Origin of the sequence: Haladaptatus sp. DYSN1, from assembly GCF_029489995.1 — an archaeon.
In the GTDB taxonomy this organism is placed as follows: Archaea; Halobacteriota; Halobacteria; order Halobacteriales; family Halococcaceae; genus QDMS2.
The window spans coordinates 930,020-955,509 of the sequence record NZ_CP120470.1 but is presented as its reverse complement, the minus strand read 5'-3'; the positions used below and the strand labels follow the sequence as shown (position 1 = coordinate 955,509).

At 64.7% G+C, this 25,490-nt stretch carries 27 protein-coding genes, 1 tRNA gene and 1 pseudogene; 9 read left to right on the top strand and 20 right to left on the bottom strand.

Going from position 1 to position 25,490, the window contains the following annotated elements:
* Positions 1–52: 52 nt before the first annotated feature.
* Both P0648_RS05120 and P0648_RS05115 read right to left on the bottom strand, forming a co-directional pair.
* On the bottom strand, positions 53–985 hold the full coding sequence (locus P0648_RS05120) for a DMT family transporter (protein ID WP_276248348.1): 933 nt from the start codon (positions 983–985) through the stop codon (positions 53–55).
* A 12-nt stretch (positions 986–997) separates the two neighbouring features.
* Positions 998–1,246: a hypothetical protein gene (locus P0648_RS05115; RefSeq protein WP_277505474.1), complete on the bottom strand. Its 249-nt coding sequence runs from the start codon at positions 1,244–1,246 to the stop codon at positions 998–1,000.
* A gap of 92 nt (positions 1,247–1,338) precedes the next feature.
* Here P0648_RS05115 and P0648_RS05110 point away from each other — a divergent pair, with 92 nt between their 5' ends.
* A complete protein-coding gene (locus tag P0648_RS05110; RefSeq protein WP_277505473.1) occupies positions 1,339–2,088 on the top strand; it encodes a PHP domain-containing protein in 750 nt (249 codons plus the stop codon).
* 189 nt (positions 2,089–2,277) lie between these two features.
* On the opposite strand, the gene P0648_RS05105 is transcribed toward P0648_RS05110, so the two are convergent.
* A tRNA-Ser gene (locus P0648_RS05105) sits at positions 2,278–2,361 on the bottom strand.
* A gap of 105 nt (positions 2,362–2,466) precedes the next feature.
* On the opposite strand from P0648_RS05105, the gene P0648_RS05100 reads away from it, so the two are divergent.
* Positions 2,467–3,417: a MoxR family ATPase gene (locus tag P0648_RS05100; protein WP_276274470.1), complete on the top strand. Its 951-nt coding sequence runs from the start codon at positions 2,467–2,469 to the stop codon at positions 3,415–3,417.
* A gap of 5 nt (positions 3,418–3,422) precedes the next feature.
* Here P0648_RS05100 and P0648_RS05095 read toward each other — a convergent pair whose 3' ends face one another.
* The 14 genes and pseudogenes from P0648_RS05095 to P0648_RS05030 all read right to left on the bottom strand — a co-directional run bounded on the left by P0648_RS05095 (position 3,423) and on the right by P0648_RS05030 (position 14,956).
* Complete coding sequence (locus P0648_RS05095; RefSeq protein WP_277505470.1) at positions 3,423–3,920, bottom strand: hypothetical protein; 498 nt, start codon at positions 3,918–3,920, stop codon at positions 3,423–3,425.
* The gene (locus P0648_RS05090) at positions 3,917–5,236 is read right to left on the bottom strand and encodes a DUF58 domain-containing protein (RefSeq protein WP_277505468.1); all 1,320 of its coding nucleotides are present in this window, start codon (positions 5,234–5,236) and stop codon (positions 3,917–3,919) included. Before P0648_RS05090 ends, P0648_RS05095 begins: the two co-directional genes overlap by 4 nt.
* Positions 5,237–5,812, bottom strand: coding sequence for a hypothetical protein (locus tag P0648_RS05085; RefSeq protein ID WP_276274473.1), 576 nt, complete (start codon positions 5,810–5,812; stop codon positions 5,237–5,239).
* Positions 5,809–6,729: a DUF4129 domain-containing protein gene (locus P0648_RS05080; RefSeq protein ID WP_276248355.1), complete on the bottom strand. Its 921-nt coding sequence runs from the start codon at positions 6,727–6,729 to the stop codon at positions 5,809–5,811. The genes P0648_RS05085 and P0648_RS05080 overlap by 4 nt, the downstream gene beginning before the upstream one ends.
* Before the next feature lie 59 nt (positions 6,730–6,788).
* Positions 6,789–7,271 carry a hypothetical protein gene (locus tag P0648_RS05075; RefSeq protein ID WP_276248356.1) on the bottom strand — a complete coding sequence of 161 codons (483 nt, stop codon included), beginning with the start codon at positions 7,269–7,271 and terminating at the stop codon, positions 6,789–6,791.
* On the bottom strand, positions 7,268–8,758 hold the full coding sequence (locus P0648_RS05070; RefSeq protein ID WP_277505464.1) for a cobyric acid synthase: 1,491 nt from the start codon (positions 8,756–8,758) through the stop codon (positions 7,268–7,270). Before P0648_RS05070 ends, P0648_RS05075 begins: the two co-directional genes overlap by 4 nt.
* Positions 8,755–9,456, bottom strand: a complete 702-nt coding sequence (locus P0648_RS05065; RefSeq protein WP_277505462.1) for a cob(I)yrinic acid a,c-diamide adenosyltransferase — start codon at positions 9,454–9,456, stop codon at positions 8,755–8,757. The genes P0648_RS05070 and P0648_RS05065 overlap by 4 nt, the downstream gene beginning before the upstream one ends.
* Positions 9,449–10,165: an adenosylcobinamide amidohydrolase gene (locus P0648_RS05060; protein WP_277505461.1), complete on the bottom strand. Its 717-nt coding sequence runs from the start codon at positions 10,163–10,165 to the stop codon at positions 9,449–9,451. The genes P0648_RS05065 and P0648_RS05060 overlap by 8 nt, the downstream gene beginning before the upstream one ends.
* Entirely contained in the window at positions 10,158–11,165 is a 1,008-nt protein-coding gene (locus tag P0648_RS05055) for a threonine-phosphate decarboxylase (protein ID WP_277505460.1), read from the bottom strand. Before P0648_RS05055 ends, P0648_RS05060 begins: the two co-directional genes overlap by 8 nt.
* Positions 11,155–12,152, bottom strand: a pseudogene (cobT, locus tag P0648_RS05050) (nicotinate mononucleotide-dependent phosphoribosyltransferase CobT). The gene P0648_RS05055 and the pseudogene cobT overlap by 11 nt, the downstream one beginning before the upstream one ends.
* Entirely contained in the window at positions 12,149–12,688 is a 540-nt protein-coding gene (locus tag P0648_RS05045; protein WP_277505858.1) for an NTP transferase domain-containing protein, read from the bottom strand. Before P0648_RS05045 ends, cobT begins: the two are co-directional and overlap by 4 nt.
* Positions 12,688–13,431, bottom strand: a complete 744-nt coding sequence (gene cobS / locus P0648_RS05040; RefSeq protein ID WP_277505459.1) for an adenosylcobinamide-GDP ribazoletransferase — start codon at positions 13,429–13,431, stop codon at positions 12,688–12,690. The genes P0648_RS05045 and cobS overlap by 1 nt, the downstream gene beginning before the upstream one ends.
* Positions 13,422–14,318, bottom strand: coding sequence for an adenosylcobinamide-phosphate synthase CbiB (cbiB, locus tag P0648_RS05035; protein ID WP_277505458.1), 897 nt, complete (start codon positions 14,316–14,318; stop codon positions 13,422–13,424). The genes cobS and cbiB overlap by 10 nt, the downstream gene beginning before the upstream one ends.
* Positions 14,318–14,956 (bottom strand): HAD family hydrolase, encoded by a 639-nt coding sequence (locus tag P0648_RS05030; RefSeq protein WP_277505457.1) that lies wholly within the window; start codon positions 14,954–14,956, stop codon positions 14,318–14,320. The genes cbiB and P0648_RS05030 overlap by 1 nt, the downstream gene beginning before the upstream one ends.
* A gap of 184 nt (positions 14,957–15,140) precedes the next feature.
* On the opposite strand from P0648_RS05030, the gene P0648_RS05025 reads away from it, so the two are divergent.
* Genes P0648_RS05025 through P0648_RS05015 form a run of 3 tightly spaced genes read left to right on the top strand, consistent with a single transcriptional unit; the run spans position 15,141 to position 20,508 of the window.
* The gene (locus tag P0648_RS05025) at positions 15,141–16,679 is read left to right on the top strand and encodes an NADH-ubiquinone oxidoreductase-F iron-sulfur binding region domain-containing protein (RefSeq protein ID WP_277505456.1); all 1,539 of its coding nucleotides are present in this window, start codon (positions 15,141–15,143) and stop codon (positions 16,677–16,679) included.
* A gap of 1 nt (position 16,680) precedes the next feature.
* On the top strand, positions 16,681–19,899 hold the full coding sequence (gene fdhF / locus P0648_RS05020) for a formate dehydrogenase subunit alpha (protein WP_277505455.1): 3,219 nt from the start codon (positions 16,681–16,683) through the stop codon (positions 19,897–19,899).
* Entirely contained in the window at positions 19,900–20,508 is a 609-nt protein-coding gene (locus P0648_RS05015) for a molybdenum cofactor guanylyltransferase (RefSeq protein ID WP_277505454.1), read from the top strand. It abuts the gene before it with no gap.
* A 74-nt stretch (positions 20,509–20,582) separates the two neighbouring features.
* Here P0648_RS05015 and P0648_RS05010 read toward each other — a convergent pair whose 3' ends face one another.
* The gene (locus tag P0648_RS05010) at positions 20,583–20,834 is read right to left on the bottom strand and encodes a ribbon-helix-helix protein, CopG family (protein WP_276248368.1); all 252 of its coding nucleotides are present in this window, start codon (positions 20,832–20,834) and stop codon (positions 20,583–20,585) included.
* Between the two features lie 163 nt (positions 20,835–20,997).
* Between P0648_RS05010 and P0648_RS05005 the strand changes: the two genes are divergently transcribed.
* Entirely contained in the window at positions 20,998–21,258 is a 261-nt protein-coding gene (locus P0648_RS05005) for a hypothetical protein (RefSeq protein ID WP_276248369.1), read from the top strand.
* A gap of 35 nt (positions 21,259–21,293) precedes the next feature.
* On the opposite strand, the gene P0648_RS05000 is transcribed toward P0648_RS05005, so the two are convergent.
* Both P0648_RS05000 and yqeC read right to left on the bottom strand, forming a co-directional pair.
* Positions 21,294–21,536: a PRC-barrel domain containing protein gene (locus P0648_RS05000; RefSeq protein ID WP_276274486.1), complete on the bottom strand. Its 243-nt coding sequence runs from the start codon at positions 21,534–21,536 to the stop codon at positions 21,294–21,296.
* 267 nt (positions 21,537–21,803) lie between these two features.
* Positions 21,804–22,535, bottom strand: a complete 732-nt coding sequence (gene yqeC / locus P0648_RS04995) for a selenium cofactor biosynthesis protein YqeC (RefSeq protein WP_277505452.1) — start codon at positions 22,533–22,535, stop codon at positions 21,804–21,806.
* A gap of 222 nt (positions 22,536–22,757) precedes the next feature.
* Here yqeC and P0648_RS04990 point away from each other — a divergent pair, with 222 nt between their 5' ends.
* From P0648_RS04990 to P0648_RS04980, 3 genes are all read left to right on the top strand, one after another.
* Positions 22,758–23,492: a hypothetical protein gene (locus P0648_RS04990; RefSeq protein WP_277505451.1), complete on the top strand. Its 735-nt coding sequence runs from the start codon at positions 22,758–22,760 to the stop codon at positions 23,490–23,492.
* 92 nt (positions 23,493–23,584) lie between these two features.
* A complete protein-coding gene (locus P0648_RS04985) occupies positions 23,585–23,737 on the top strand; it encodes a DUF2080 family transposase-associated protein (RefSeq protein WP_277505450.1) in 153 nt (50 codons plus the stop codon).
* A 243-nt stretch (positions 23,738–23,980) separates the two neighbouring features.
* Complete coding sequence (locus P0648_RS04980; RefSeq protein WP_277505449.1) at positions 23,981–25,486, top strand: transposase; 1,506 nt, start codon at positions 23,981–23,983, stop codon at positions 25,484–25,486.
* Positions 25,487–25,490: the final 4 nt, after the last annotated feature.

The following is a 25,490-nucleotide window of genomic DNA, read 5'->3' as shown; positions in this document are numbered from 1 at the left end:
ACAGAGCGGATAGCCGTTGACCAACATCACGAAGCCGAGGACTGTCTCGGCGTCAGGAATCTGTCTGCTGGCGAACCCGCGCGACCACCGTTCCCACGCCCGCTCGGAGGGCCTCGCGTTTGACCAGGGCGAATCCACAGAAAATGGCGAGGAAGCCGAGAACGCTCTGGGCACTCACGAGCGACCCGAGCAGCGCGAAACTGAGCACCGTCGCCCAGACCGGTTCCAAGTAGCCGATGAGGTTGATCTGAATCGGGCCGAGGCGGTCTAACAGTTCGAAGTAGATGAAGAAGGCAACGGCTCCCGACCCAACTGCGAGGTACGCGAGCGAGAGGATACCGGTCTGCGTCCAGGCGATTTGCGCCATCGACTCGCCACGAGCGAGGGCGACGAGATGGAGTAACGCCGCGCCGAGCAGCATTCCCCACGCCTGAAGCGACTGCACAGGGAAGTCGGTGCGAATCGGTCGGGTGAGCACCGCACCGAGGGCGAAACACACCGAGGCGACGAACACGAGCGCGATGCCAAGGACGTTCGCCGTGAGCAGGTTTTGTGGGTCGGGGTTCGCGATGATGACGACACCGAGGAGGCCGAGACCGAGGCCGACGAGGCCCGGCAGACGCAGGCGCTCGCTCGGGAGCAGCGCACTCGCGAACACCGTCGTCAACACCGGCCCGAGGCTGATGATGACCGCCGCAATCGCCCCGGAGACGAACTGCTGACCGAGATACAGAAAGGCGTGGTGCCCGCCAATGAGAAAGCCACCCGAAATGCCCGCGATGAGCCACTCGGCTCGCGAGCGGGGTAGCCAGCGCGCAGTCGAACTCACCGCGTAGCCAAGCATGATGGCCCCCGCAATGTAGTACCTGAGCGCGGCGAACAACACCGGCGGGAAGAAGTCGAGACCGATTTCGATGGCCACGAACGACGCCCCCCAGAGCAGGCCGAGCAGGGCGAACAGCAGGGCGGTTAGATTGCGGGGCACAGTCGGATTTACTCAAACCACCACGAAAAAGCTGACTTCTGTGGCAAGAACATCGGTATTCGCACCGAAGAATTGAAGAAATATCCAACACAGGGCGGCGAGCCGTTCTTTAAGAATCTGCCCATCACCGGCGACCCGTTCGGCGATCGACCGGGAAACGGCGTCTCGCTCGACGAGGCACACCGCTACGAGAAAATCGTCGGGCGCCATCGACCCAACGGAGTGGGAGACGCTCCTCGAACGCGAGTTCGGCATCTCCATCGACGGCGTGACCGCGTTGTGACTCGCAGTAAACTCGTCAGTCGGGCAGAACGCTTAACCACTTCTTCGCAGAGTCTCCACATACGAGAAAAATGGAGACCACCATCTCCGTACGAATCGACCCCCACGTCCACTCGGAGGGCTCATACGATGGCCGCGAACCGGTCGAGCTCATCCTCGAACACGCGAGCGAAATCGGGTTGGACGGCGTGGTCGTCACCGACCACGACACCATCGAGGAGTCGCGGAGAGCGGCGGAACTCGCCCCCGAGTTCGACCTCATCGGCATCCCCGGCGTCGAAGTCTCGACGAAAGCCGGCCACCTCCTCGCCATTGGCGTTGAAGAGTGCCCGCCGAAAGGCCAGTCCTTCGCCGAGACCGTCTCGTACATCCGTGACCTCGGCGGCATCGCCATCACCCCCCATCCCTTCCAGCGCACCCGTCACGGCGTCAGAAAGCGCAATCTCTCTGACTGCGACGGCATCGAAGTGTACAACTCCATGCTGTTCACCGGCTACCGGAATCGGCGGGCGCACAAGTTCGCAGAGCGACGCGACTACCCGAAAATCGGCGCGAGCGACGCCCACTACCTCCCGAACATCGGCCGCGCCGTCACCGAGATTCACGTCGACGAATCCGAGGTGTCGTTCACCGAAGAGACCGTAGACGGCGACCGCCTCATCGACGCCATCCGCGAGGGCGACACCACGATTCACGGCAAACGAACCCCGATTCACAAAAGCGCCCGCCAGTACGCCATCGGCGCGAGCAAAAAGTCACTGTATCTGCTGACTTCGCAGTTGCCATTCCTGCCGACGATTCCGAGTGCGTTTGATCAGTGAGCAAATCCTGCGGATTTGCGAGTCTCGATTCAGCCTTGCTGAATCGTTGGTGAGCAATCACGAAGTGAAGATTTGAACCTCGGTCGCTCGCTATGCTCGCTCCCTGGTTCAAATCTCAATTGGTTGCATACAACTGTCCCAGCGTGCGAGCGACACAGCGGTAGCTCGCGGGTGTTGAAAGTTGAAAGACGCCGAGAGTGAGATTTGAACTCACGAGTCCGAGGGACAGTTGCTTTCGAGGCAACCGCCTTGGCCGGGCTAGGCTATCTCGGCTCTACCAGAGAGTTCCGGCGTGTTGCGTTTATCCGTTTCGATTTTTGCCGAGCGAAAACCATGAAAAGCGATAGACATAAACGGCCGCCGGACCCCGATGTGTGCATGGATATCACGGATGCGAGCGCGGAGTGCAACGCCGTGCTAGACGGCGTGAGCACCGCCGTCATCGCAGAGCGCGACTTTCTCGAAAGCGTCCTCATGGGTATTGTCGGGCAGGGCCACGTCCTCATCGAAGACGTGCCCGGGACGGGCAAGACCCTCACTGCCCGGAGCTTCGCGAAGGCGCTCGGCCTGTCGTTCTCGCGCATCCAGTTCACCCCGGACCTCCTCCCCTCTGACGTGACCGGGACGCACGTCTTCAACGAAGGCGACCGAACCTTCGAGTTCACGGAAGGCCCCATCTTCGCGAACGTCGTCCTCGCAGACGAAATCAACCGCGCCCCGCCCAAAACGCAGGCCGCTCTCCTCGAAGCCATGGAGGAAAAACAGGTCACCGTCGATGGGGACACCCACCAGCTTCCAGACCCCTTCTTCGTCATGGCGACGCAGAATCCAGTCGAGCAGGAGGGGACCTTCGCGCTCCCGGAAGCGCAGGTCGATCGCTTCGCGGTGAAAACGTCAATTGGCTATCCCGACGAGGACGGCGAGTTCGAGCTGCTCAAACGCCGGGCGGCCCGCCGCGTCCAGAGTCCCTCCGTCGAGCGCGTTCTCACGACCGAGCGCGTGCGTGACCTCCAGCGCGCCCCCGAGAACGTCCACGTGGACGACGACCTGCTGCGCTACATGGTCGCCATCTCACGAGAGACCCGAGCGGACCCGCGGGTCCGGATTGGCGTCTCCCCTCGCGGAACCCAGCGCCTGTTCGAAGCGGCCCGCGCCCGCGCGGTCATCGTTGGCCGCGAGTACGTCACTCCCGACGACGTGAAGCGAATCGCGCGCCCGGTGCTCGCCCACCGCGTCGTCCTCACGCCGGATGCGAAAATCAGCGACATCACGAAGGCGGAGATCATCGAAGACGTCCTCGAATCGGTGGCCGTACCGACTATCGACTGAGCCGACTACTCTCGAAGTACCGAGGTCAACATCAGCGCCCCGATGAGCAGGAGCACCAGCGCGGTCAGTGAGTTCGTCCCTGTCGCCAGTTCGAACACGCCGACTGCGAGCGTCCCGACGAGGAGTGCCACGACGAGGCTCCCACCCGCGTGAACGAGTTGCGCCCTTTTGGTTGCAGTTTCCCGACCGAGTTGCTCGCCGAGACTCACTGCGTTCTCGCCGACGTCCCAGGCCAGAATTGCCGCGCCCGCACCGAGGAGCGTAAGCGGAGTGGAGAGCCCAGAAACTCCTGCCAGCAGAAGGGCGACGAACAGCACGCCCGCGCCGACGGTCACGCCGAGGCGTCGACCGCGCAGGACGCCGATACCCATGCTCACGAGTCCGGCGAGCGCGAGCAGCAGCGTCGCTGGGCCGGCGTAGGCCGCCACCAACACGGCGACGAGCGCGACCCCCATCGTGAGCACCCGTCCGAAATCAGGCGGCGTGCGGTCGATGTCGCTCATTGAGCCAGCCTCCGGGCCGCCTTCTCTAAGGTCGCCGGCAGCGACTCGTCACCCGGCCAGTCGATGACGCGAATCCCCACGGCGCGGAGGTTCGACAGTCGCGTCTGGCGTTCGATACGGGCGAGTCGCTGGCCGGGCGTCTTCGTCGCCGTCGGGTCCGGACTGAGCACAGTCACGAGGTGGCCGTAGGCGTCGAATCGTCGGGCAAGCGAGGCGATATAATCGTCACACATCGGCGAGATGAGGACGAGTTGCGCGTGACCAGGCAATCGTTTTCGCAGTTGATTCACCCTGACCGAGGGATAGAACGGCTCCGTCGGCGGCGTCGGGGCGAGCGATTCGTGCGTCGAGAGTGCCTCTCGCACCCGGGCGCGGTGCTCGTCGTCGGCACGCGGCCCGAGCCACAGCGGCGTCGGCGAGAGCGTCGCCACCCCTACCTGGTCACCCGTCGCGAGCAGCGAGACGAAGGTGTGACTTGCGGCGTCGATACTCCGCTGAACTGCGGTTTCTGCCTCCGCGTTGGGCGCGAGGTAGGCCTCTTTGCGGGCGTCGATGAGGAGCACGACCGTCGCGGCGCGTTCCTCGCGGAATTCGAGCGTCGAGAGGCGACCGGTGCGCGCCTTCCGATTCCAGTCGATTCGACTGAGCGGGTCGCCCGACCGGTACTCGCGGGTGGCGAAGAACTCGATGCCCGAACCTCCAGTATCGGTTTCGACCTGCCCGGTATATTGGGAAGTCTGCGCCCGAAGCGGGAACGTCCCCACCGGCGGAAGTGGACTCACACAGCGAACCATCCCCTCGCAGGGAATCTGCACCGCGCGTTCGACCGTCCCCGGAAGGTTCCGCGCAAGAGCCAGAAGTGGGCGAAACTCGTGGCCACCGCGGACCGCCTCGACGGTGTACGAGAGCGTGACCGATTCGCCGGGCCGCAACGCGGTGGCGACCCGGGGCGACCCCGCAGTCACGTCGAGGCCCGCCGGCACGCCGTCAGTGAGTCGAAGGTCGACGAGCGGTTCGGTCCCCTCGTTTCGCACAATCGTCGTGATTTCCACCTCGTCGCCGGGTTCCGGCGCGTCGGTTTCGACGGTTCTGTTCACGCTGAGTGACACCTGCGGCGCGGTTCGAAGCTGTGCGTAGGCGGCGAAGCCGACGCCGAGGACGCCAGCGAGCAACACCGCGGGTCTGTTCGACAGGACGCCGAGGGCTCCGGCGAGGAAAGCGACGACGCTCACGCCCGTCCACCGGCCCGTTTTCCGGTCGAGTATCTCACCGAGGTCAGGCAGTTCGTCCGGGTCAGGTCGAAGCTGTCTGCGCATTCACCTAGCCTCCGTGATGAGCCGGCGATTCAGCGCGTCGATGACGTGACGCGCGCGGCGCTGGAACGTCGATTCGCTGGTAATCGAGGTACTGAAAAAGCCGCCGAGGAACCCGCCGTCGTCCACGTCGGTCGCGAAAAAGGCGGCGGCGTAAACGTCGTCAGTCCACGTCCCTGCCTTCATCTGGGCTCTCGCTTGCTCCTCGGTGAGACCGCCATACCGGGTGAGGACGGCGACGGTCGCGTGTTCGAGACGGTCTCGCACTTCGTCGCGCCGACGTGCTCCGCGCATTCGGCCCATGGCACCGAGGTCGCCAAAGCCCTCGTCGAACGCCGTGCCCGGAATCGGAACGGGGTCCCTCCGCTCTACGACACGGGTCGTGGCAGCCTCTTCGGTGGATTTGAGTCGGTCCGTCGCTGCGCTCACCGCCTGAACGAGCGCCACCACGCCGAGGACGGTCACGATGATGTACGTCGGATTCGAGAAATCGATGAGGCCGGGGACGAACGCCGCCAAAATACCGAGCGACGCGGTGACCGCCCCGAGCAGAATGAACAGCGAGCGACCGACGCTCATACCGCGCCCTCGCCGTAGGTTCGTTCGATGCGCCGGAGTGCGCTCACCGCGCGAGATTCGCGCTCGTCGGTCGGCGTGTGGCCGCCGTAGCGAACCTCCTCGAACAGGCGCGTGAGTTCGGCCACGTCCGCCGATTCCATGCCCGCCGCAACCGCCGCGTCTGCGAACTCCGTCGGCGTGCTCGTCGCCGGGTTCGGCAGGTTGAGATGGTCGGTCATGGCCTTCCACGCGCGGTACACCTCGTTGTCAGGTTCACCGCCGTTTCGCTCGATGCGCCGGGCCGCTCGTCCGGCTACGGCACCGATTTCGCTCACGTCCACCTGTGGTGCGCCGGGGACCGTCTCCTCGTCCTCGTCGTCGCCCCGCACTGACTGCGTGTAGGCGAAGATGAACAACACGAGCACGATGCCGAAGATAATGGCGAACGCCGTCGGAACTGCGGGCTGGGTGGCAATCTGCGTGGCGTCCACCTCGCCCATGCTCCCGCCACCAGGAAGCTGGATGCTCCCGCCGTCTCCGAAGCCGCCGGAGCCGGAGCGAAGGTCGAACCCGCCCCCTTGCAGGAGAAAGTAGAGCAACACGGCGAGGAAGATGCCGACACCGAACACAGAGAGGGGGCCTTTGATGCCGTAATCACGGTAGAGCACGACGATGCCGACGACTGCGCCGACGATGATGAAGACGCCGACGAGCTGTGAGAGAAGTCGGTAGAACGGCGAAACGCTCGACTCTTCCTGGGGCTGGGGCGCAGGGCCGCCGAACGAGAACTCCTCGTCGGAGCCGATGCCGATTTCGCTGGACCCGACACCAACTCCCGGGGAGGACTCTGCGGTTGCGTCGAGGTTCGCGGCCGCGACGGAGAGGGCGAGCACAGAGAGGAGGGCGATGGCGGCGAGCGCGACGTGCTGCCGATTCACAAAGCAAGTAGGCCGTGGGCGGAATTTAGACTTTTCCCATCACGCTAACAAGTTCGGTGTTAGGCTTTCTCGACCCAGACGTTCACGTCGTCGCGGATGTGGTCCGGCACGTCGACGTCGTCGAACTCCTCCAGATGAATCGTGTACATGTCGCCGCGTGCGGTGATATAGCCCGGCCCGAGGCTCTGGAAGTGGGTTGCGAGGCCATCGTCCCACTGCTCCGAGACGATGTGGCTGAGCATGGCGAACATCGCGTCCTCTTCTGCGATGCCGTAGCGACCCTGCGATTCGACGATTTTCACGCTACACGTCGGACACTGGTGAATCTCGTACCCGTCGGTCGTGGCGAAAATCTCTTCTTCGAAGTCGATGGCTGCGAGGCGTTCGTCCATCCGACCGTGAGCCTCACAGACCGCCTTTTCCTCGGGCTGATCGCCGATGTAGAGTGGCGTGTAGTCGCCTTGCATGTCCGAGGCTTCGCCCGGGCAGGTAACTGCGTTGTGGTCTCGAATCGGAATCCATCGACACTCATCGACACTCATCGACAAATCGAGTCGAGGAATGCAGCATCCAGCTGCTCCGTCACCAGTCTCGCTGCCCGGTCTGCGGGGTCGGTTCGCCCCTTTCCAACTCCAGGCGGGGACTTCCCCGTTGCCTCGAACACCGCGGTCACGAACGCGCTGCGAACCGATTCGTTCTCGAACAGGCCGTGGAGGTACGTCCCGAGCACGCGGTCGGTGGCCGCGCTCTCCGGGCCGAGCGGTTGGGAGACTGCCTCCACTGCCGTCGTCCGCCCCATGTGAATCTCGTAGCCGGTTGCCGAACCAGACGCCCCAGCGAGGAGGCCGTCACCATCCACCGTGACTGTTGCTCGCGTCACGCGCTTTTCCGGACGGAATTCGGTCGTCACCGGGAGCAGGGCGACGCCGGGGAGTTCGCCCCGCTCGCTCGTGCTCTCGATTTCGACGTTCGTGAGACGTTCGCCGAGCATCTGGAAGCCCCCGCAGATGCCGACCACCGGCCCGTCGAAAGCGCGGAGTCGCTCGTCGAATCTGGCCCCACGGAGCGCGAGCAAATCGTCCACCGTGTTCTTCGTCCCCGGGAGCACGACGGCGTCGGCCTTCGAGAGCGAGGAATCGAGCGGGAGGAACGCGATACGGACGCCCGGTTCGGCCGCGAGCGGTTCGAGGTCGGTGAAATTCGAGATGCGGGGGAGTCGCGGGACGGCAATCGTGATTGCATCCGACTCGGAAACGCCGTCGTCTGCGCCCCAGGTTGCCAACTCGCCTTCAACGGGGAGCGAGACGCTGTCCTCTTCCGGGAGGCCGGGGTCGTCGTAGGGCAGCACGCCGAGACAGGGGATGTCCGTTCTGGCTTCCAGTCCTTCGAGGCCGGAATCGAGGAGACTCGGGTCGCCTCGGAATTTGGTGATGGCCGTTCCGACGACGCGCTCGCGGAGGTCCGCGGGCATGAGTTCGAGCGTCCCGTAGAGGCTGGCGAACACGCCGCCGCGTTCGATGTCGCCGAGCAAGAGGATGTCCGCGTCCGCGAACTGCGCCGTCTCGCGGTTGGCGAGGTCGCGCGCTGCGAGGTTGATTTCGGCGATGCTGCCCGCGCCCTCGGCGACGATGACGTCGCGTTCTGCGGCGAGGCGAGCGAAGGACTCCTCGGCCGCGGCGCGGGCGCGTTGCCACCCGGATTCGTAGTACGCACCCGCCTCGAAATTCCCCACTGGCTCGCCCTGAATCACGAGTTGCGACTGACCGTCACCCCGCGGTTTGAGCAGGACCGGGTTCATGTCCGTCGTCGGCGGGACGCGGGCGGCGCGAGCCTGAACGTACTGGGAGACGCCAATCTCGCCCCAGTCCCCATTCGGCGAAAGGGCCACACGGGCGTTGTTGCTCATATTCTGGGCCTTGAACGGGGCGACCGAGACGCCAGCGTCGGCGAGGGCGCGACACAGACCCGCCGCGACGGTGCTCTTGCCAACGTGACTCGCCGTTCCGGCCACCAGGATGGTTCGCGTCAATACTCCGTCCCACGCCGGGCGCGCTGGCCGGCGTCGAAGGGGTGTTTGTGCTTTTTCACCTCGGTCACGAGGTCCACCGCGTCGAAGATGTATTCGGGCGGTTCGTGGCCCCCGGTGAGGACGAGTTCGAGGTTCGGCGGTTTGTTCTCCGCGAGCGCGACCACGGCGTCCGGGTCCACGAGCCCGCGATTTGCCGCGTACAGCACCTCGTCTAAGATGAGCATGTGGACGCCCGCTTCGGGGTCGTCGTCGAATGCGAGCGGCCCCTCGAGGTTGGCGTCCGCGGTCGCCCAGCACAGTTCTCGCGCCCGGTCGAGCCCGGCCCTGGCGCGGGCGGCGTGGTCGTCGTCGTCGCTGCCGTCGAGGAAGCCGTGCCAGCCGTAACTCCCGGACGTTTCGTAACTGAACCCGGGGAAGGCGTCGATGGCGTTGTACTCCCCGCGTACGTCCTCGACGCTCGACGCGCCGCCTTTCATGAACTGCAGGAAGTGGACGCGATAGCCGTGTCCGGCAGCGCGAAAGCCCATGCCGAGGGCCGCGGTGGTCTTTCCCTTCCCGTCGCCCCACCACACCTGCACCAGGCCGAACTCCTCGGGGGCGCTCGGTTCAATGGCACGGGCAGTTGGAGTACGGCCTTTGCCGGGTGTGTTTTCTAGCTGGTCGTCTCTCGTCGGTGGGTTCGAGTCTGAATCAGTCATCGTTCTGTGGGTCGAAGGTAGTCGCTCTATCCGCTGTCGCGACGCCGTATTTCGCGTCGTCGACGCTCTCTGGCATCGGTTTCTCGGGGTCGTCCGCGTACCGGGCCGTGAGGGCTGCCTGCACGGCTTCTCGAACGCAGGCTCTCGCCGCGATGCCGACGGCCGTCGCGCTCCCCGCGAAGGTGGCTTCCTCACCGGCGGGGTCGCTGCCGACGACGACGGCGTCTGTGGTGGTTCCCGTGAAGCCGGTCTCTGCGAGGAGAGTGGCGGTCTTCGCTTCAACCACCACGGCGAGCAGGGTGGCCAGCGCGTCGTCCGCGAGCGCCCGGTCGGTGCAGAGGACGACGTTCACCGTTCCCGCCTCGGGTTCAGCGGTCGGAGCGGACGGCGCTCCCGAGGGGTCCATCGGCAGGGTCGCCGGGTTCGAAACCCCGGCGGTCGCGTAGGCGACGACGCCGTCCAGTCGCGCACCCCGGAGGTGCGCCATATCGACGCCGGTTAATAGTGTCGGGCCAGTCTCGTGGAACTCAGCGCGCTTCCGACGGGCTTTGGTGTATTCGTCGAGGTCGGTCCGTTCCCATCCCTCCGGAACGCTCACGTTGAACGCGGCGTCTGCCGTCTCGTAGCCGCCGTTCCAGCCCGTCGAGAGCCACCGCGCACCCGGCTGGCGAACGCGAAGCACGCCCTCCCGGACGGTCGGGTCAAACATCGAGCACCTCGAGCAGTTCGTCGTTCTCGTCGGGGAGGCGAACCGCCACCCGGACGTGCGAGTCGAGGCCGCGAAACGTCGTCGCGTCGCGGATGGCGATGCCGTGCGAGAGCGCGTGTTCGAGAAGGTCAGTCACGTCCCGGTTGCCCACGTCGAGGAGCAGGTACGGCGCGTCCGAGGGATGGACGGTGAACTTCTCGCCGAGTGCCGACGCCATGCGGTCGCGTTCGCTCGCCACGCGCACTCTCGTCTCCGCGACGAACGCAGTCTGGCGCATGCAGAACGCACCCACGTCGAGAGCTGGCGTACCCATGTTCCAGGACCGCCGGGCGGCGAGCAGCGAGTCAAGCAGGTCACCCTCGGCCACCGCGAATCCGGCGCGGATGCCGGGCAGGCCGAACAGTTTGGTGAGCGACCGGGCGACGACGACGCCCGGTTCACCCGCGAGCGACGGGTGGTCGGTGAACCCGAGAAACGCCTCGTCTACGAGCAGAGGCGTCCCGGCATCCCGACACCGCACCGCGAACTCTCGCAAACAGGCCGGGTCGACCGCCTCGCCCGTCGGATTGTTCGGGGTACAGCAAACGGCGAGAGCGTGGCCAGCGGGGTCGGCGGCGAGCAGTTCGTCGTGAGGAACGTGCGAGACAGTCGCTCCCTGCAATCGCACCTCGCGGGCGTATTCGCCGAAACTCGGGTACGGCACTAGTACGGAGTCGCCCGGCGAGACGGTGCACTCGATGGCCAGTCGAATCGCCGCGAGACCGCCGGGCGTCGGGACGACCTGCGACGGGTCACAATCGACGTACTCGGCGGCCGCCTCACGGTACTCCGCGGGCGGTTCCTGCGGATACGTTCGGGCGCGTTCGAGGGCGGCAGCGTACACCTCGCGAACGCCCGGCGGGACGAGCGGGTTCGTGTTCGCGCTGAAGTCCAGCACGTCGGGGTCGTCGCTGCTCCCGTGGGGCACCCGACCCGTCGCCCGGACGGCCTCAGGGTCCATCCTCACCCACCAGTCGGTCGTAGCACGCGACGATTCGGTCGCGGACGGCAGCCATCGAAACGCCCCGTTCTGCAGCCAGCGCGAGCGCCCCGCCCATGCCAGCACCCTCCTTCGCGACGCCCGCCCGGTAGTGGTCGAAGGCGACGTGGTCGCCCGCTGGGAATCCAGGGTCGGTGACGGTGCAGTCGAGGTCGAGCGCGGCCGCCGCCCCGACCACGTCTGCGGAGGAGTCTGCGGCCACGAACGAGGTGGTCGCGAGTTCGAGCGGCGCGTCGATACCGGCGTGTCGAACCAGCGCCGCCGCCGCAATCTGCTGGGTGCCGCCGGCGAGCGTGACCCGCGCCCCCGGTCGAGCGCGCCTACGGCGAGGCCGGCGACGGCAGCGAGCATCGGGTCGCCCATGCGTTCTACGGCCCGAATCGGGTCGCCCGCGCAGTCCCCGGGTTCGAGGTCGCTGGCGCGAAGGCCCGCTTCGACCACCCGCTCTTTCAGCGATTGCGGGTTTTCTGGAAGCGACGACGAAGTCGAATGCGGTTCGCCAAGCGCGGTGAGCACCCCGAGTGCCGTCGTCGTCCCGCCCGGAATGGACTCGCCGACGACGAGGTGGTCGTCAGGCAACGACCGGCCGAGTTCCACGCCACATTCGTAGACGGCGTGGGCGTTCGAGACGGGTTCGGGGTCTCGAATATCGCCACCCGGACGGTTGCCGAGGGAGACGGTCGGCGCGCCCGTCGGCGCGGCGAGGCCGGCGTCACAGACGAGCAGCGGGAAGTCGGTCCACTCGCGCACCGCTCTGGTCACGATGGCCGGAGTCGGACAGCCGTCGGGGCTGACCGGGACGACCGGGGCGAGCGCAGGCTGGCCGTAGGCGAGCAATTCTGCGTCCGCCGCGGGCGTGTGGGCCATCAGCGTCCGGGTTGCGCCCGCCGCGCTGATACCCTCGATGCGTGCCGTCTCGGTCGCGGCACAGACGAGAAGGAACCTCACAGCCACGCCTCCGCAATCTGGGCGTCCGTCGGTCGATTCACGTTCACTGCCAGTCGATGGTCGTTGGTGAGCATCATGCGTTCATCGTCGGTCGGGGCGACCACGTTCACGCCCGTCGGCGCGACCGGGCCCCCCTCGTGGTCGAAAGTCAGGTCGGCGCTCACGCCGAGACGCGCTTTGAGCGCGGCGGGGACGCAGACGGTGAGCGAGTCACCGTCGTATTCGTGGAGAACCGCGTCTACGGCATCGCCCGTCAGGAGCGGGAGGTCAGCCGCGACGGTGAGAACGGGTTTCGACACCCGTTCGAGGGCATAGCCGAGGTCGGAAACGTAGCCCTCTCCGGGGGCACGAATCTGCGGCAAGTCGTCGAGATGGCGTGCGGTTTCGGGCGTGTGCGGCGAGACGACGGCGACGACGCGGTCGACGCGGCTTTCGTCGAGGGCGGCGACGACGCAGTCTACCATTCTCGTCCCGCAGATTTTGTAGAGTGGTTTTTCGACGTCGGCGTTGAGGCGGGTACCCCGACCGCCGCACATCACCAGTGCGTCCACGCAATCACCCCCGCGTGAAGCGCGACGACGCGCACGAGTTCGTTCGTCGCGCCGAGCACGTCGCCACTGACACCGCCGAGCGTCCGGGTCGCCCACCAGAACAGGGCGAGTGCGGCCCCGAGACCGGCGACAAGCGAGACAGCTCCCGCCGGATTCGGCCACGACAGCGCGGCCACCGGCAGCGCGACGAGCAGTGGAATGACCGCAGACCAGGGGCCGAGCGGCGCGGTGAGCGTCGAGCCGAGGCCCTCGTGAGGGGCCGTGCCGAGACACGCGACGAGGACCATCCCGAGTTTCGCCGCCACCTCGGCGACGACGACGAGCGAGAGTGCCCGGACGGGAAGCGAAGCGAGCGCGAATCCAGCGGTGGCGAGGCCGAGGAAGACAACGGCGACGGCGAGCACCGCACCCACGCCGACGGTCGTATCGCGCATGACCTCGCGGCGGCGTTCGGGGCCGCCGTGGACCGCGAGCGCGTCGCCGAGGTCGGCCACCCCGTCTGCGTGATTGACACCGGTGACGAGCAGCACCCAGCAGACGAAACAGAACGCGAGCGTCGCGGGCGGGAGCGGCGCGAGGAAGGGGAGTGTGAGCAACGCGCCGAGGACGTAGCCAGCGAGCGGGAAGGCGACCGGCGTCCGGACGAACGCCTCCCACGCGGCACCCGTCTGGCCGACGGGTAGTTGCGAGAGAAAGCCGAGCGCACCTCGGAGCGCGGTCAGAACCACACGGCCACCCCGGCGAGGAGGAAGGCGAGCGTACAGGCGACGGAGACGAGGCGAATGCCGTGGTTCGCCGTCTCTGCCGAGGGGAGTGGCGCGTCAGGGTTCAGCGTGTACGCCTCGGGTTTGTGCAGTCGCGTGTTCGTGGCGACGGCGAGCGTGGCCATCGGCCACCCGGAATTGGGCGACGGCGGGGTTCGCGCCCACCGACGGGCCGCGGCGAGGGCGCGGAGGTTCCGGGCGGCGAGGGCGAGCAACACCGCGCTCAGGCGGGCAGGCACCCACATCACCGCGTCGTCGAGTCGCGCACTGGCCCAGCCGTGGGGTTTCGACGGGTAGCCGAGCATCGAATCGAGCGTGTTCACCGCCTTCACCCAGACAGCAGCGGCGACGCCGAGTGCGAGCGACACCTGTGCGCCGACGGCGAACGCGAGCAGTGGCGCGACGAGGCCGTCGGCGACGTTCTCGGCAGCGCTCTCGACGGCCCCACTTCTGAGTTCGGCAGCGCCGAGCGTGGTCGTGTCCCGCCCGACGAGGCCGCGAATCTGTTCGCGCGCGCGAGGCGAGTCGGTGTCTATCGCTTCGACGACGTCGCTGGCGAGACCGACGAGCATCGAACGACTCGTGACCGAGAATAGCCAGCAGCCGGCGACCGTGGCGGCGAGGAGTTCCGTTTCGAGGGCAGCGATGCTGGCGAAGGCGACCGCGGCCGCTGCCAGCGGCAGGAGCGTCGCAATCGCCGTCCCGACGAGTTTCGGGGCGGGCCAGGCGCGGTCGAGCGGGGCGACAAGCCGGCCGAACAGCGCCACGGGGTGGACGCGACTCGGCGGCTCCGCGAAGAGCGCGTCGAGCGCGAAGGCGAGTCCCACGACGAGTGCGGCCGGCCAGCCCATCAGCGTTCCACCAGCCAGTCTGGGAATTCGGTGAGGGGGACGTCGTCTAATAGAACGGCGGTCGCGCCAGCGTCCGCGGCCCCGCCGTCTGTCTCCGGGTCGTCGCCGACGTGAACCAGTTCGGTGACGGGGGCGTCGAGCATCCGAGCGACGGATTCGAACGCTCTGGCGTCGGGTTTGCGCCAGCCACACCCGAGACTCGTCACGATGGCGTCGAATCGCTGTGAGTCGAGGTCAGAGCGGACGAGCGCCCGGCGAGCGAGTCCCGGTACGCTACAGTTAGAGAGGACGCCGACCGGGCCGTATTCGCGGGCGGCGGCGACGGCTTCGACCGCGCCCGGTCGGGTGGTCACCTCGGGGTCGAACGCGGCGACGAGCGCCCGGCGAACCACGTTCCCGTGGCCGTCCCCGCCCGCCCGGAAGTCCACACCGCGACTGCGCAGCGCGGCGTTTACGTGTGCGGGAAGCGGCACCTCCGCACCGGGCGGGGCGTCTACGTGAACCTCGTGGTAGGCGTCTTCCCAGTCGTCAGGGACGGTGACGTTTCGCGTTTCGAGTTCTGCGGCCACCGCCGCCGCGGGGTCGTTCGGGTACGTCACCGAGACGAGCGTCCCGAACAGGTCGAACGAGACGGTCATCGACCCCTCCGGCGAGGGACGGTTCGTCGTCGAGTCGGGTGCCTGCGTTGGGTCACGGTTGTCTGTTACTCACCCCGTTGTACAATAAAAATGCACCTACCGCAAGCTGAGTTGTTCTTCTGCCGTCACGTCGCGTGTCCCCACGCCACAAACCTTTCGACGCTGCTCCACCGAGACCTATGAAATGGGAGCCACGACGGGCGCGGTGGGGCGACAGGACGCCGTCAGAATCTGCGCCGGGCCGGAGACGAGAGACCGGGCACGAGCCCTCGCCTCACGGATCCGTGAGGCGACGGAGAGGCCAGTGTTCGAGGTCGGTTCGACCGGAATCACGGGCATCGAACCGCTCGTCCTCGTCACGCGCGAGGGGGAGACGGCGTTCTACGAAGCGCCGACCGACGAACGACTGGATGAACTCGCGGAATCGTTCGACGACTCGCCGTCGAATGCGGACGCCGTCGTCGAACACGACCCGGCGCGAGAGACACTGCCCCTGCCCGAGACGGGGCCACTCGCCGTCGGAACTCGGCGCGTCCTCGCGCGGTGTGGCTGGGCGGCCCCGGGTGCGCCAGCAGACGCAGGCGAGTTCGTTTTCGAGAGAATCGACGACGAGACGGCCGACACAGTCCGCAACTGTGGCCTGCTCGGGCGGGGACGCGGCGACGGCAGCACAGACCAGCCGATTGCGACGGCGTGGGACCTCGCCCGCGAGGCCGAGGGCGACCCGGTCGTCGTCGTGAACGGCAACGAAAGCGACGCGCGAAATCACACCGACCACCTCCTGCTCGAAAGTGACCCACTCGCCGTGCTCGACGGCGCACTCACCGTCGCCCAGCTGGGGGGCGGTGACGATCCGGCCGACGTGGTCGTCTACCTGAACGAATCGGAGACGCTGGCCCAGGAGCGCGTTCGGGCAGCAGTGGAGGCGCTCGCAGACGAACGCGACCTCGATGGGATTCCAGAGGTAGTGGCCGGCCCCGACCGCTTCATCGCCGGCGAGATGACGATGGCGCTGGAGGCCATGGAAGGGAAAGACCGGTTGGAAGCACGGCTTCGACCGCCGACTCCCGCGGAGGTTGGCCTGTACGGGCGACCCACCGTCATTCACACCCCGCGGACGCTCGCGCAGGTGCGCGAGGCGGTTCGCTCGCCCGATACGTTCGACCCTGAGGCGGCCGACCCGGGGACGCGACTCGTGACCGTCTCTGGCGACGTGGACGCTCCGGCGACGGTCGAACTGCCGACGACGGCCTCGCTGTCGGCCGCCCGGGATGCAGTGACCGTCGACGGGCCGCTCAAACTCGCCTGCGTCGGCGGACAGTTCGGCGGCCTGACCGACACCCTCTCCCACGAGGTGAGCGCCCCCGCGTTGGCGCGGGCGAATCTCGGAACCGACGGCGCGGTCGAACTGTTCGGCGAGCGCACCTGTCCCGTGGCACTTGCGGGGACGCGGTCACGGTTTGCCTACGAGGAGAATTGTGGGCGCTGTGTCCCGTGTCGCGAGGGTTCGACGCAACTCGTGAACCTGCTGCGCGACGTGTACGACGGCCAGTATGCGAGAGCGAAGATACAGGAACTGGCCCGCGTCATGCGCGAAACGAGTACCTGCGACTTCGGGCGGATGGCCTCCCGCCCGGCGACCACCGCAATGGCCACCTTCGAGGCCGACTTCGTCGCACACGCCGAGGGCCGCTGCCCGAGTGGCGTCTGCGAGGGGATGTGAGATGAGTACCGACAAGTCAGACCCACTGCCCGGCGTTCCACGCATCGACGACCCGCGGACGAGCACCCCGCTGACCGAGACGTTCAACACGGGGACGGCGAGCGACCCCGAGGTGGGGACTCGCGGGGAAGACATGACCACGATAACGGTGGACGGCACCGCCGTGGCGCTGCCGCCCGGGTCGACGCTGATGGACGCGCTTTCGAGTGTGGATACCGCGGCGTCCGTGCCTGCCCTGTGTTACTACGACCGCCACGAGGCCGGCGAAGCGGAGCGGACCGACGCCGCCGGCGAAATCGGCCCGCGCAGCGAGTGTCGCACCTGCATGGTCGAAACCGACGACCACGGACTCGTCCCGGCGTGCAGTTTCCCGGCAGAAGACGGCCTCTCCGTGCGGACGGATGCCGCGAGCGCGACCGAGGCCCGCGACGTGAACCTCGACCTCGTTCTCTCGAATCACAACCTCCGGTGTACGACCTGCAACCAGAATGGTCGCTGTGAGCTCCAGGACGTGAGCATCGAAAACGACGTGATGCACCCGCGTTACGGCGTGTTCGACGACCGCGACGAGTACGCTCCGCTCGACGATTCTCACCCGTTCATCCAGATAGACCGCAACAAGTGCATCCTCTGTAATCGCTGCGTCGAAGCCTGCAACGACGTGCAGATGGAAGGCGTCCTCCGCATCGAGGGCTCCGGGGCTGACACCCGAATTGGCTTCCAGAACGGCGCAGAGACGATGGCCGACTCGATGTGTGTCTCGTGTGGTCACTGTGAGTCGGTGTGTCCGACTGGGTCGCTCACGAACAAGGGGATGGCCAATCTGGCGACGCTCCCGATTCCCGGCTTCAACCAGCGCAACTCGATTGGGACCGTCATCGAACACGAGAAAGTGGAGACGGCCGATAAGACCGACGCGACGAATCGGGGCATTGGCGGCGCGAGCGAGCGCGAGGTTGCGAAGAAATCGGGCGTCGCACGGATGATGGCGCGGGCAAAACAACGCGCCCGGAAGACGGCAGATGGCCTCGGCGAGCGGGCTATGCAGACGGTCGAACACACCGCAGAGGACCTTGCAGCGCGGACGATTCCAGAGGGCTACCTGTTCGCCGTTGCGAGCGCGGTGAGCGACGTGCGCCTGCGGAACGTCGAGAAGACGGAGACGACGTGTGGCTACTGCTCGGTCGGGTGTCGCTTCGACGTGTACACCAAAGACGACGACTTCCTCGGCGTCCAGCCGACCGACCCGGACGTGGCTCCCGTCAACGACTTTTCGACCTGCGTGAAGGGGAAGTTCGGCTACGAGTTCGTCGACGCCGACGACCGCCTGACGAAACCGCTCGTCCGCGGCGACGACGGCGAGTTCCACGAGGCGTCGTGGGAGGATGCCCTCTCGCGGGTGGTCGCGGGCCTCTCGAGAATTCGCGAGGAATCCGGCCCCGACGCGTTGGTCTGCTTTGCCTCCTCTAAGTGCACGAACGAGGAGGACTACCTGATGCAGAAATTCGCCCGGCAGGTTCTGGGGACGAAAAACATCGACAACTGCGCTCGCCTCTGTCACTCCTCGACCGTCGCCGCGCTGAAACAGACGGTGGGTTACGGTGCGATGACCAACCGCATCAACGAGGACATCGGCGAAACGGACGCCTACCTTATCACCGGGTCGAACACCACAGAGAGCCACCCGGTGCTCGCGACGCGCATCAAGCAGAACGTGGACGCAGGCGCTGACCTCGTCGTCTTCGACCCGCGCAAGGTCGGCATCGGCGAGCACGCGAGCCAGTTCGTTCGGGTGAAACCCGGCTACGACGTGGCGTGGATTAGCGGCCTCACGCGCTACATCATCGAACACGACCTGCACGACGAGCAGTTCATCGAAGAACACACGAAACACTTCGACGAGTTGGTCGAGAAGGTCGAACCGTTCACCCCCGAAGAAGTCGAACGGCTGACGGAGGTTCCCGCAGCCGAACTCGCACAGGCCGCAGAGACGCTCGCCGCCGCAGAGAACGTCGTCTTCGGGTGGGCGATGGGCATGACCCAACACTCCCACGGGACGCAAAACGTCCTCGCGCTCGCGAACCTCGCGCTCACGCTCGGGCAGGTCGGAAAGCCAAAGGCCGGCCTCTCGCCGTTCCGCGGCCACAACAACGTCCAGGGCGGGGGCGGCGACATGGGCACGCTCCCGAACTCCCTCCCGGGCTATCAGGACGTGACCGACGACGACGTGCTCGACAAGTTCGAGAAAGCGTGGGGCGACCGCCCGCCGAACGAGGTGGGCCTGAAAGTCACCGAAGCCTTCGACGAGGCCCACGAAGGCAACGTCCGCGGGATGTACATCATGGGCGAGAATCCGGCGCTCTCTGAACCCGACATCAGCCACGCAGAGGAGGCGCTCGCGAATCTCGACTTCCTCGTCGTCCAGGACATCTTCCCGACGGAGACGACCCAGTACGCAGACGTGATTCTCCCCGCGGCCGCCTTCCCGGAAAAAGATGGGACGTTCACGAACACAGAGCGCCGCGTCCAGCTCGTCGGCAAGGCGATGGACCCGCCCGGCGAGGCCCGCCAGGACTATGAGATTCTGCAGGACCTCGCCAATCGGATGGGCTTCGACTGGGACTACGACCACCCGGCCGACATCATGGACGAGATTGCCGAGGTGACGCCAATCTACGGCGGCGTCGACCACGACCGCCTCGCGACCGAGGGTGGCCTCCAGTGGCCGTGCTGGGACCAGGAGCACCCAGGGACGCCTTACCTCTACGAAGAAGGGTTCAACTTCGAGGACGGCAAGGCCCGATTCGTCCCCGCAGACATGGGCCAACCCGGCGAACTGCCTGGTGAGGAGTACCCCCTCACCATGACGACGGGGCGCGTCCTCTATCACTTCCACACGGGGACGCTCACCCGTCGCGTCGAGGGCATCATGTCCCACGTCGGCGAGAGTTTCGTCGAGATTCACCCCGAGACGGCCGAAACGCTCGGTATCGAAGACGGCGACTACGTGACCGTCGCGTCGAAGCGCGGCGAGATTACCGTGAAAGCGGAGGTCACCGACCGCCCCGGCAAGGGCGTCGTCTTCATCCCGATGCACTTCGCCGCGGGTGCGGTCAATCGCCTCACCAACGAGGCGTTCGACGAGATAAGCGGCATCCCCGAGTACAAGGTGGCGAGCGTCCGGGTGACCCGCGCGGACGGGCCGCCCGAGGAGCACTGAGTGCGCGCCGCTGTCATCATCGCAGGCGGTCGTTCGACCCGCTTTGGCGACGCGGACAAAGCCGTCGCCGACCTCGCGGGCACGCCCATGATTCGCCGGGTCGCAGACCGCCTCACGGGAGTCGTCGACGAACTCGTCGTCAACTGCCGCACTGACCAGACCGCCGCCATCCGCGAGGCGCTGGCAGGCTATCCCCATCCCGTCCGAGTCGCCGAGGACGAGGACCCAGACGAAGGCCCGATGGCCGGCATCCGCACGGGGCTGCGAGCGGTCGAAGCCGAGTACGCCGTCGTCGTCGCCTGCGACATGCCGTTCGTGGACGCCGAGTTGGTCACCTCCCTGTTCGAGCTGGCCGCGGGCCACGACGCCGCCGTCCCGAAACTCGACGACGGCTGGTACCAGACGACCCACGCCGTCTACCGAGCGCAGCCGATGGCCGACGCCTGCGACGCCGCGCTCGCCGCGGGCGACCACAAAATTATCGCGCCGTTGTTCAAATTAGAGTACGTCGTGGTCGAAGAAGACGCGATTCGCGCCCACGGAAACGTCGAGAGTTTCGAGAATTTGAACACCCGCGAAGAGTTCGAGGCCGCAGCCAGGCGGTTTTGAGAACAGTGTGGCACTCAGAGGAACTCAAATTCAACGTCGTCAGATAATGCGACCTGTATCAGCAATCGCAACGATTACGCATTCAGGCCCCATCGAACGTCATCACTGACTGCCTCGAGTTCTCGTTCTGCGCGTTTGACACGGTCTCGTCCGACGAGTTCAATTGCCGTCTCTCGGTCAATCTCCTCGCTCAGGTAGCGAGAGAGAACGAGATCTATCCAAAGGTCCTCGACACCGCGTTCCAATGCCTGTTCGAGGATCTCCGACTCAGGAATGCCTCGGGCTTTGGCGATTTCTTGGACCCGTTCGGTGAGATCCGTGACCATGGTTCACAAGAATTCCTCAATGAGGGAAAAACCCACGGGCGAACACCCCGAGTTCACGGGTTTCGAGGGCGTTTCCCGACGATTCTGAAAACCGTATTGCCGGCGAGATATACCGCTCGAAGGTGAAATATAGCTATTCCATCGGCCAGCGTCAAATCGCGCTATGGCACAATCTGACTCCGGTGGGAACCACGACGCAGCGAAGCACATCGTCCTCGAACCCGACGCCATCCACGAACAAGAGGGCGGCCTCTACATCGACTGTCCGGCCTGTGGCTCTGCGACGCCAATCCTCACCATCGTCGAGACGGGTCACTGCAGTGGCTACGTCGAAGCAGAGATGACCGAGACAGGCGGCGACACCGACCCCGTAGCTGGTGATTGCCGGGCATCGCTATCGCTCGAACTCGTCTGGGAAGACTGACTGAAAAAATCGGCTCCGGAAACCCCTCCTCCAATTTAAAGGCGACCGAGGTGGATTTCGTCGTCAGTGATTCGGTCGACGTGTCCCGTGCGAAGCGGGTAGGTCTCTTCGTCCTGGTCCTCCCAGCCGAGTTTCGCCTGCAGCTTGTCGAAGACGCCCGGTTCCGGGTTGATGTACGCGACGCCCTCGCGGACGGCGGCGACCATGCCGATTTCCTCGCCGCGGGAGTCTACAACGCGCTTTCCAACGTCACTGTCGGAGAAGGTCACTTCTTGCATGACAGGTAGATTCGTCGTGCGTTCAGGGCTTTATTATTAAGATAGAAAGGACGATTAAATTAAGCGATTTTTCCAGACCATCCGTGAAATAATACAAGCACTGAAATCTGGTGGTTCCGACACGCGGGACTATCAATCGGTCAACTACATCCCGCTGAATGGGCGGGAAGTGCCGCGAGCGGCCCTTAGGAGTTTCCAACTACTCACGGATATTCTGACTTTCTCACTTATGTCGAAGCTAACGGTTCTGACACCCAACAGGTCCGCTCAACGCTCGACCACGGCGACGAGCGGGTCGGTCGCAGTCATCTGGGAGAGCACGACGCGCGGGACGGAGGAGCGGGCGAGCACGGCGGTTGCAATCTCGCGGCCGACCGATTCGAGGGCGGTGTCGTCGACCATGTTGACGAGCGGAATCGCCGTTGTGCCGTCGGGGAGGTCCTTCAGCCCGCCTTCCTCGCTCGCGAGGACCGTCGCAACGTCTTCGGCCGTAAGGTGATCGCCGAGTGCCCGGCCCGTCACGCTGGCGACGCGCTCGGGACGGTGGACGTGTGCTGCCGTCAGTGGTTCCCCCACGACGCGGGCGCTCGCGATGGGAATCACGGTGTCAGCGTTCTGTGGAAGCTGTGGCTCTCGGTCGTTTGGCGCTTTGAGCAGGCGGGTGCGCGCCCCGTCCGCCTTCACGAGAACCGGGATGTCGGGGAGCGCGTCCGCGAGTCGAGCGACTGTCTCCGGGTCGTATCCACGATAGCGGTCTGCTCGTTCGCGTTCGGCCACGAGGCCGAGCGGCCAGGCGTGGGTGGAAGCGAGCGCGCTCTCAGGGTCGTCGGTGACCACCACCTCGCCGACCTGTTCGTCGAAGATGGGAATGCGGACGGTGGCCGTCACGACGGCCCGACCGAGTCGGTTTGCGAGGTGATAGAGCGTCGTCTTCTTGCCCCCTGCGCCGACCACGCAGGCGACGCCCGATTCCGCGGCGAGTGCGTCGACAATGTCCATTGGCACGTCGTTCGGGTCCAACGCTAAAAGCCTGAATCGTTCTCGAACATGTACTTCGAGTTACGCGAATTTTTATTTCACTACTTGAGAAAATCGTATTTGATTACCAATGTGTTCGATTGAACGACGATACCGATAGAGACGATGACGGAAAATCACTCACAACACGCATCCCGTGTGGAGTGGATACCGAGACTTATCGTTGGTCTCGGGGCGTTCCTGTTGCTCACACACCTTCTCGAGTGGGCGCTGTACCCGGGTTCGTTTCAAAGTTTCCTCGCGGGCGGCTTTCTCATCAGCCTGTTCACCACGATTCCGGCCACGAGTGGGATCATCGTCGCTGGCTACTGGCTCGATCGCAGCGACCTCGAACCGACGCGGTACGAACGCATTGCAAAGTGGACCGCAGGGGGTTTGCTCGTCTTTCTCGGGATTAATATACTCATCATCAATGCCATCTTCCTCGAGTTTTTCCCGGCTGACAGACAGGCTTCGCTGTTGGTCGGCTGGGTTCGCTTCGCGATGAGTCTCGGCGCTGCTTGCGGGCTGTTCATCGGCATCGTCGAAGCCCGCGCCATCGAACGCGCCCTCGACGCAGAGCGGGCGACGATGCGCGCGGCAGAACTCGAACACCAGACCGACCAGCTCGAATTCTTCAACAGCATCCTCCGTCACGACGTGCTGAACGGAATGACCGTCATCCGCAGCCGGGCGGAGTTCCTCGATGACGACCTGACCGACGAAACCCAGCGCAGGCACGCAGACACCATCCTCCGATGGAGCGACGACATCGTCCTCATCATCCAGCGGGTCAGGCGCATCCTCGATACCCTCACCGAATCCGCCGAGTTCGTCCCGACCGCCACCGACCTCGCGAGCGTCGTCGGAGACGAAGTAGACCGTATCAGCGCCACCTACCCCACAGTCGAGTTCGAAACGGAGGTGCCAGAAGGGTAGCGTAACAGCTACAAAAATTGGCAGTGAACAGCAGTCCTTCAATACAAATCCGACCCAAACATTTATTTTATACTGAGTATAAATTCAGTATAATGGCCGAGTTCACGTTCGAGGGTCGGGAAGCCCTTGAGAAAGAAGCGAAACCCGTTGGAGGCGGCGCACACGTCCTCGTGCCGAAAGACTGGATTGGCGAGAAAGTCGCCGTCATCCGCCTCGAACAGCAAGAAAACGACGAAGACGAGTAACACACGATGGCGTCCACACACCTCTCACTCCCGATCCGACTCCCGTTCGAGGAGCGAGAGCGACACGCCCGATTCGACTCCCTCACAACTCGTGTAGCAAATACACTTATCGAGCAATACTGGACGCCTAAACACCTCTCAGGGATTGACGAATCCTCGTATCAAGCGTGGAAATACTTTGACGAAGACGAAGCATTCGCAGATGTTGGATTGTACCTTCCGAGTCGGTACAAGCGGTGTGTGATGCAGAAAGTGGGAGAGACCCTCCGAAGTCACGCTGATAAACGTGAAGCCTTCCAGTCAATCCAATCAGTTCACCCCGACCACAAGATTCGCCGTATCCACACCCGACGAATCAAAGAACAACTCTGGAACTCAGAGAACTACATCAAATCCGGGTACGTTGACTTGCTCATCGGGCAACTCAACTCGTACTACGACCGTCACGGACGGTTCCCTGACTCGTATTTCGAGATGCAAGAGTGTCCCTCGTACTCGAAAGGTGTGCTTCCGTACTCCGCTGACGATGGGCCGACATCAGGGCAGGCAGTCAAATACGGATATGACGAAGACACGCAAACACTCACGACCAAACTCAAAACACCTGATACACTTGAACCCGAGTCTCGTGGTGATTGGACGTGGACAGAACACGAACTTGAGGGCTACGAAGCGTTCCACGAATTGCTCGAACATGGCAATCTCTCTGCCCCCTCGTTCCACCCCACACGAACCAAAACGGGAGAGGATTACTACGAACTATCATTCCCCGTCGAAGTCAAACACGCGAAGAAATCAGATGACGTAGAAACCGTCTTAGCAATTGATGGGGGCCTCAGAAAAGACGCAACTGCTGTTGTCGTGAACGACGATGGAGAACAACTCTCCGTCCCGTATTTCATCCAGAACACAGAGCGAGACAAGATGAGACGGCTTGCTCAGGAACGTAACCAACTCAACTCCAAACTTGCCTACCTACGCGGAAACGGACGTGACCATACGGACTCGTACACCTGTGTCCGCGCGGAGTACGAGCGCGTGAACAACAAGATTCGGCACAAGCGAGAACAACTCGTTCACGACGTTGCCAATCAAATCCTCGCACTCGCGTTAGTGTACGATGTTGATGCGATTGTTCACGAAGACCTACGAAGTCTGTCCCCGCCTCGTGGTGAGGGACAGTTGTCGTGGGAATTATCGTCGTGGGCACGCCGAGAAATAATCTCGAAAATCGAGTACCGCGCCGAAATCGCCGGACTGCACGTTGAGAAAGTGCGTCCGGGTAACACGTCTCGGTCGTGTCCTCGATGTGGTTCCACCGGGCACACTACGAAGTCCCCCGACCACTTCCACGAGGTGTGGTGGGGTGGTCACTTCCGCTGTGACAACGCTCGGTGTGGCTTTCAGGCCAACCGGGACTACGTTGGTGCGGTGAACGTAGCCCGCGTGTTCTTTAGCGAGACGGCTGAGCTGGAACACGGTTTCACGTCTTCCTATACGGGGGACTTTGAAATCGTACCAGCTAGCCGTTCCGCTGGCCCGCGTCTCACGTTCGGTGACGCTCCCGTAGCGTATCTCGGACAGTCGGAAAAAGATGTGACTGCTGGTGGCGGGTCGTGCTTCATAGCGCCCGCTGTCACCCCGACAGAGACGAAAAACAATAGCAGTAACAACGATTCAGTGTCAAGCCCAGCGACACACAGTACGTCTTGCTTCGTCAAGCAGACTGCTGTTTACTGCCGAAAATAGGAAC

Coding starts and splice junctions, on each gene's coding strand:
- P0648_RS05115 (WP_277505474.1), bottom strand. CDS start 1,246: ATGGAGATGCCGAACTCGCGTTCGAGGAGCGTCTCCCACTCCGTTGGG.
- P0648_RS05110 (WP_277505473.1), top strand. CDS start 1,339: ATGGAGACCACCATCTCCGTACGAATCGACCCCCACGTCCACTCGGAG.
- P0648_RS05100 (WP_276274470.1), top strand. CDS start 2,467: ATGGATATCACGGATGCGAGCGCGGAGTGCAACGCCGTGCTAGACGGC.
- P0648_RS05095 (WP_277505470.1), bottom strand. CDS start 3,920: ATGAGCGACATCGACCGCACGCCGCCTGATTTCGGACGGGTGCTCACG.
- P0648_RS05090 (WP_277505468.1), bottom strand. CDS start 5,236: ATGCGCAGACAGCTTCGACCTGACCCGGACGAACTGCCTGACCTCGGT.
- P0648_RS05085 (WP_276274473.1), bottom strand. CDS start 5,812: ATGAGCGTCGGTCGCTCGCTGTTCATTCTGCTCGGGGCGGTCACCGCG.
- P0648_RS05075 (WP_276248356.1), bottom strand. CDS start 7,271: ATGAGTGTCGATGAGTGTCGATGGATTCCGATTCGAGACCACAACGCA.
- P0648_RS05065 (WP_277505462.1), bottom strand. CDS start 9,456: ATGACTGATTCAGACTCGAACCCACCGACGAGAGACGACCAGCTAGAA.
- P0648_RS05060 (WP_277505461.1), bottom strand. CDS start 10,165: ATGTTTGACCCGACCGTCCGGGAGGGCGTGCTTCGCGTTCGCCAGCCG.
- P0648_RS05055 (WP_277505460.1), bottom strand. CDS start 11,165: ATGGACCCTGAGGCCGTCCGGGCGACGGGTCGGGTGCCCCACGGGAGC.
- P0648_RS05045 (WP_277505858.1), bottom strand. CDS start 12,688: ATGTGCGGCGGTCGGGGTACCCGCCTCAACGCCGACGTCGAAAAACCA.
- cbiB (WP_277505458.1), bottom strand. CDS start 14,318: ATGGGCTGGCCGGCCGCACTCGTCGTGGGACTCGCCTTCGCGCTCGAC.
- P0648_RS05030 (WP_277505457.1), bottom strand. CDS start 14,956: ATGACCGTCTCGTTCGACCTGTTCGGGACGCTCGTCTCGGTGACGTAC.
- P0648_RS05025 (WP_277505456.1), top strand. CDS start 15,141: ATGGGAGCCACGACGGGCGCGGTGGGGCGACAGGACGCCGTCAGAATC.
- fdhF (WP_277505455.1), top strand. CDS start 16,681: ATGAGTACCGACAAGTCAGACCCACTGCCCGGCGTTCCACGCATCGAC.
- P0648_RS05010 (WP_276248368.1), bottom strand. CDS start 20,834: ATGGTCACGGATCTCACCGAACGGGTCCAAGAAATCGCCAAAGCCCGA.
- P0648_RS05005 (WP_276248369.1), top strand. CDS start 20,998: ATGGCACAATCTGACTCCGGTGGGAACCACGACGCAGCGAAGCACATC.
- P0648_RS05000 (WP_276274486.1), bottom strand. CDS start 21,536: ATGCAAGAAGTGACCTTCTCCGACAGTGACGTTGGAAAGCGCGTTGTA.
- yqeC (WP_277505452.1), bottom strand. CDS start 22,535: ATGGACATTGTCGACGCACTCGCCGCGGAATCGGGCGTCGCCTGCGTG.
- P0648_RS04985 (WP_277505450.1), top strand. CDS start 23,585: ATGGCCGAGTTCACGTTCGAGGGTCGGGAAGCCCTTGAGAAAGAAGCG.
- P0648_RS04980 (WP_277505449.1), top strand. CDS start 23,981: ATGCAGAAAGTGGGAGAGACCCTCCGAAGTCACGCTGATAAACGTGAA.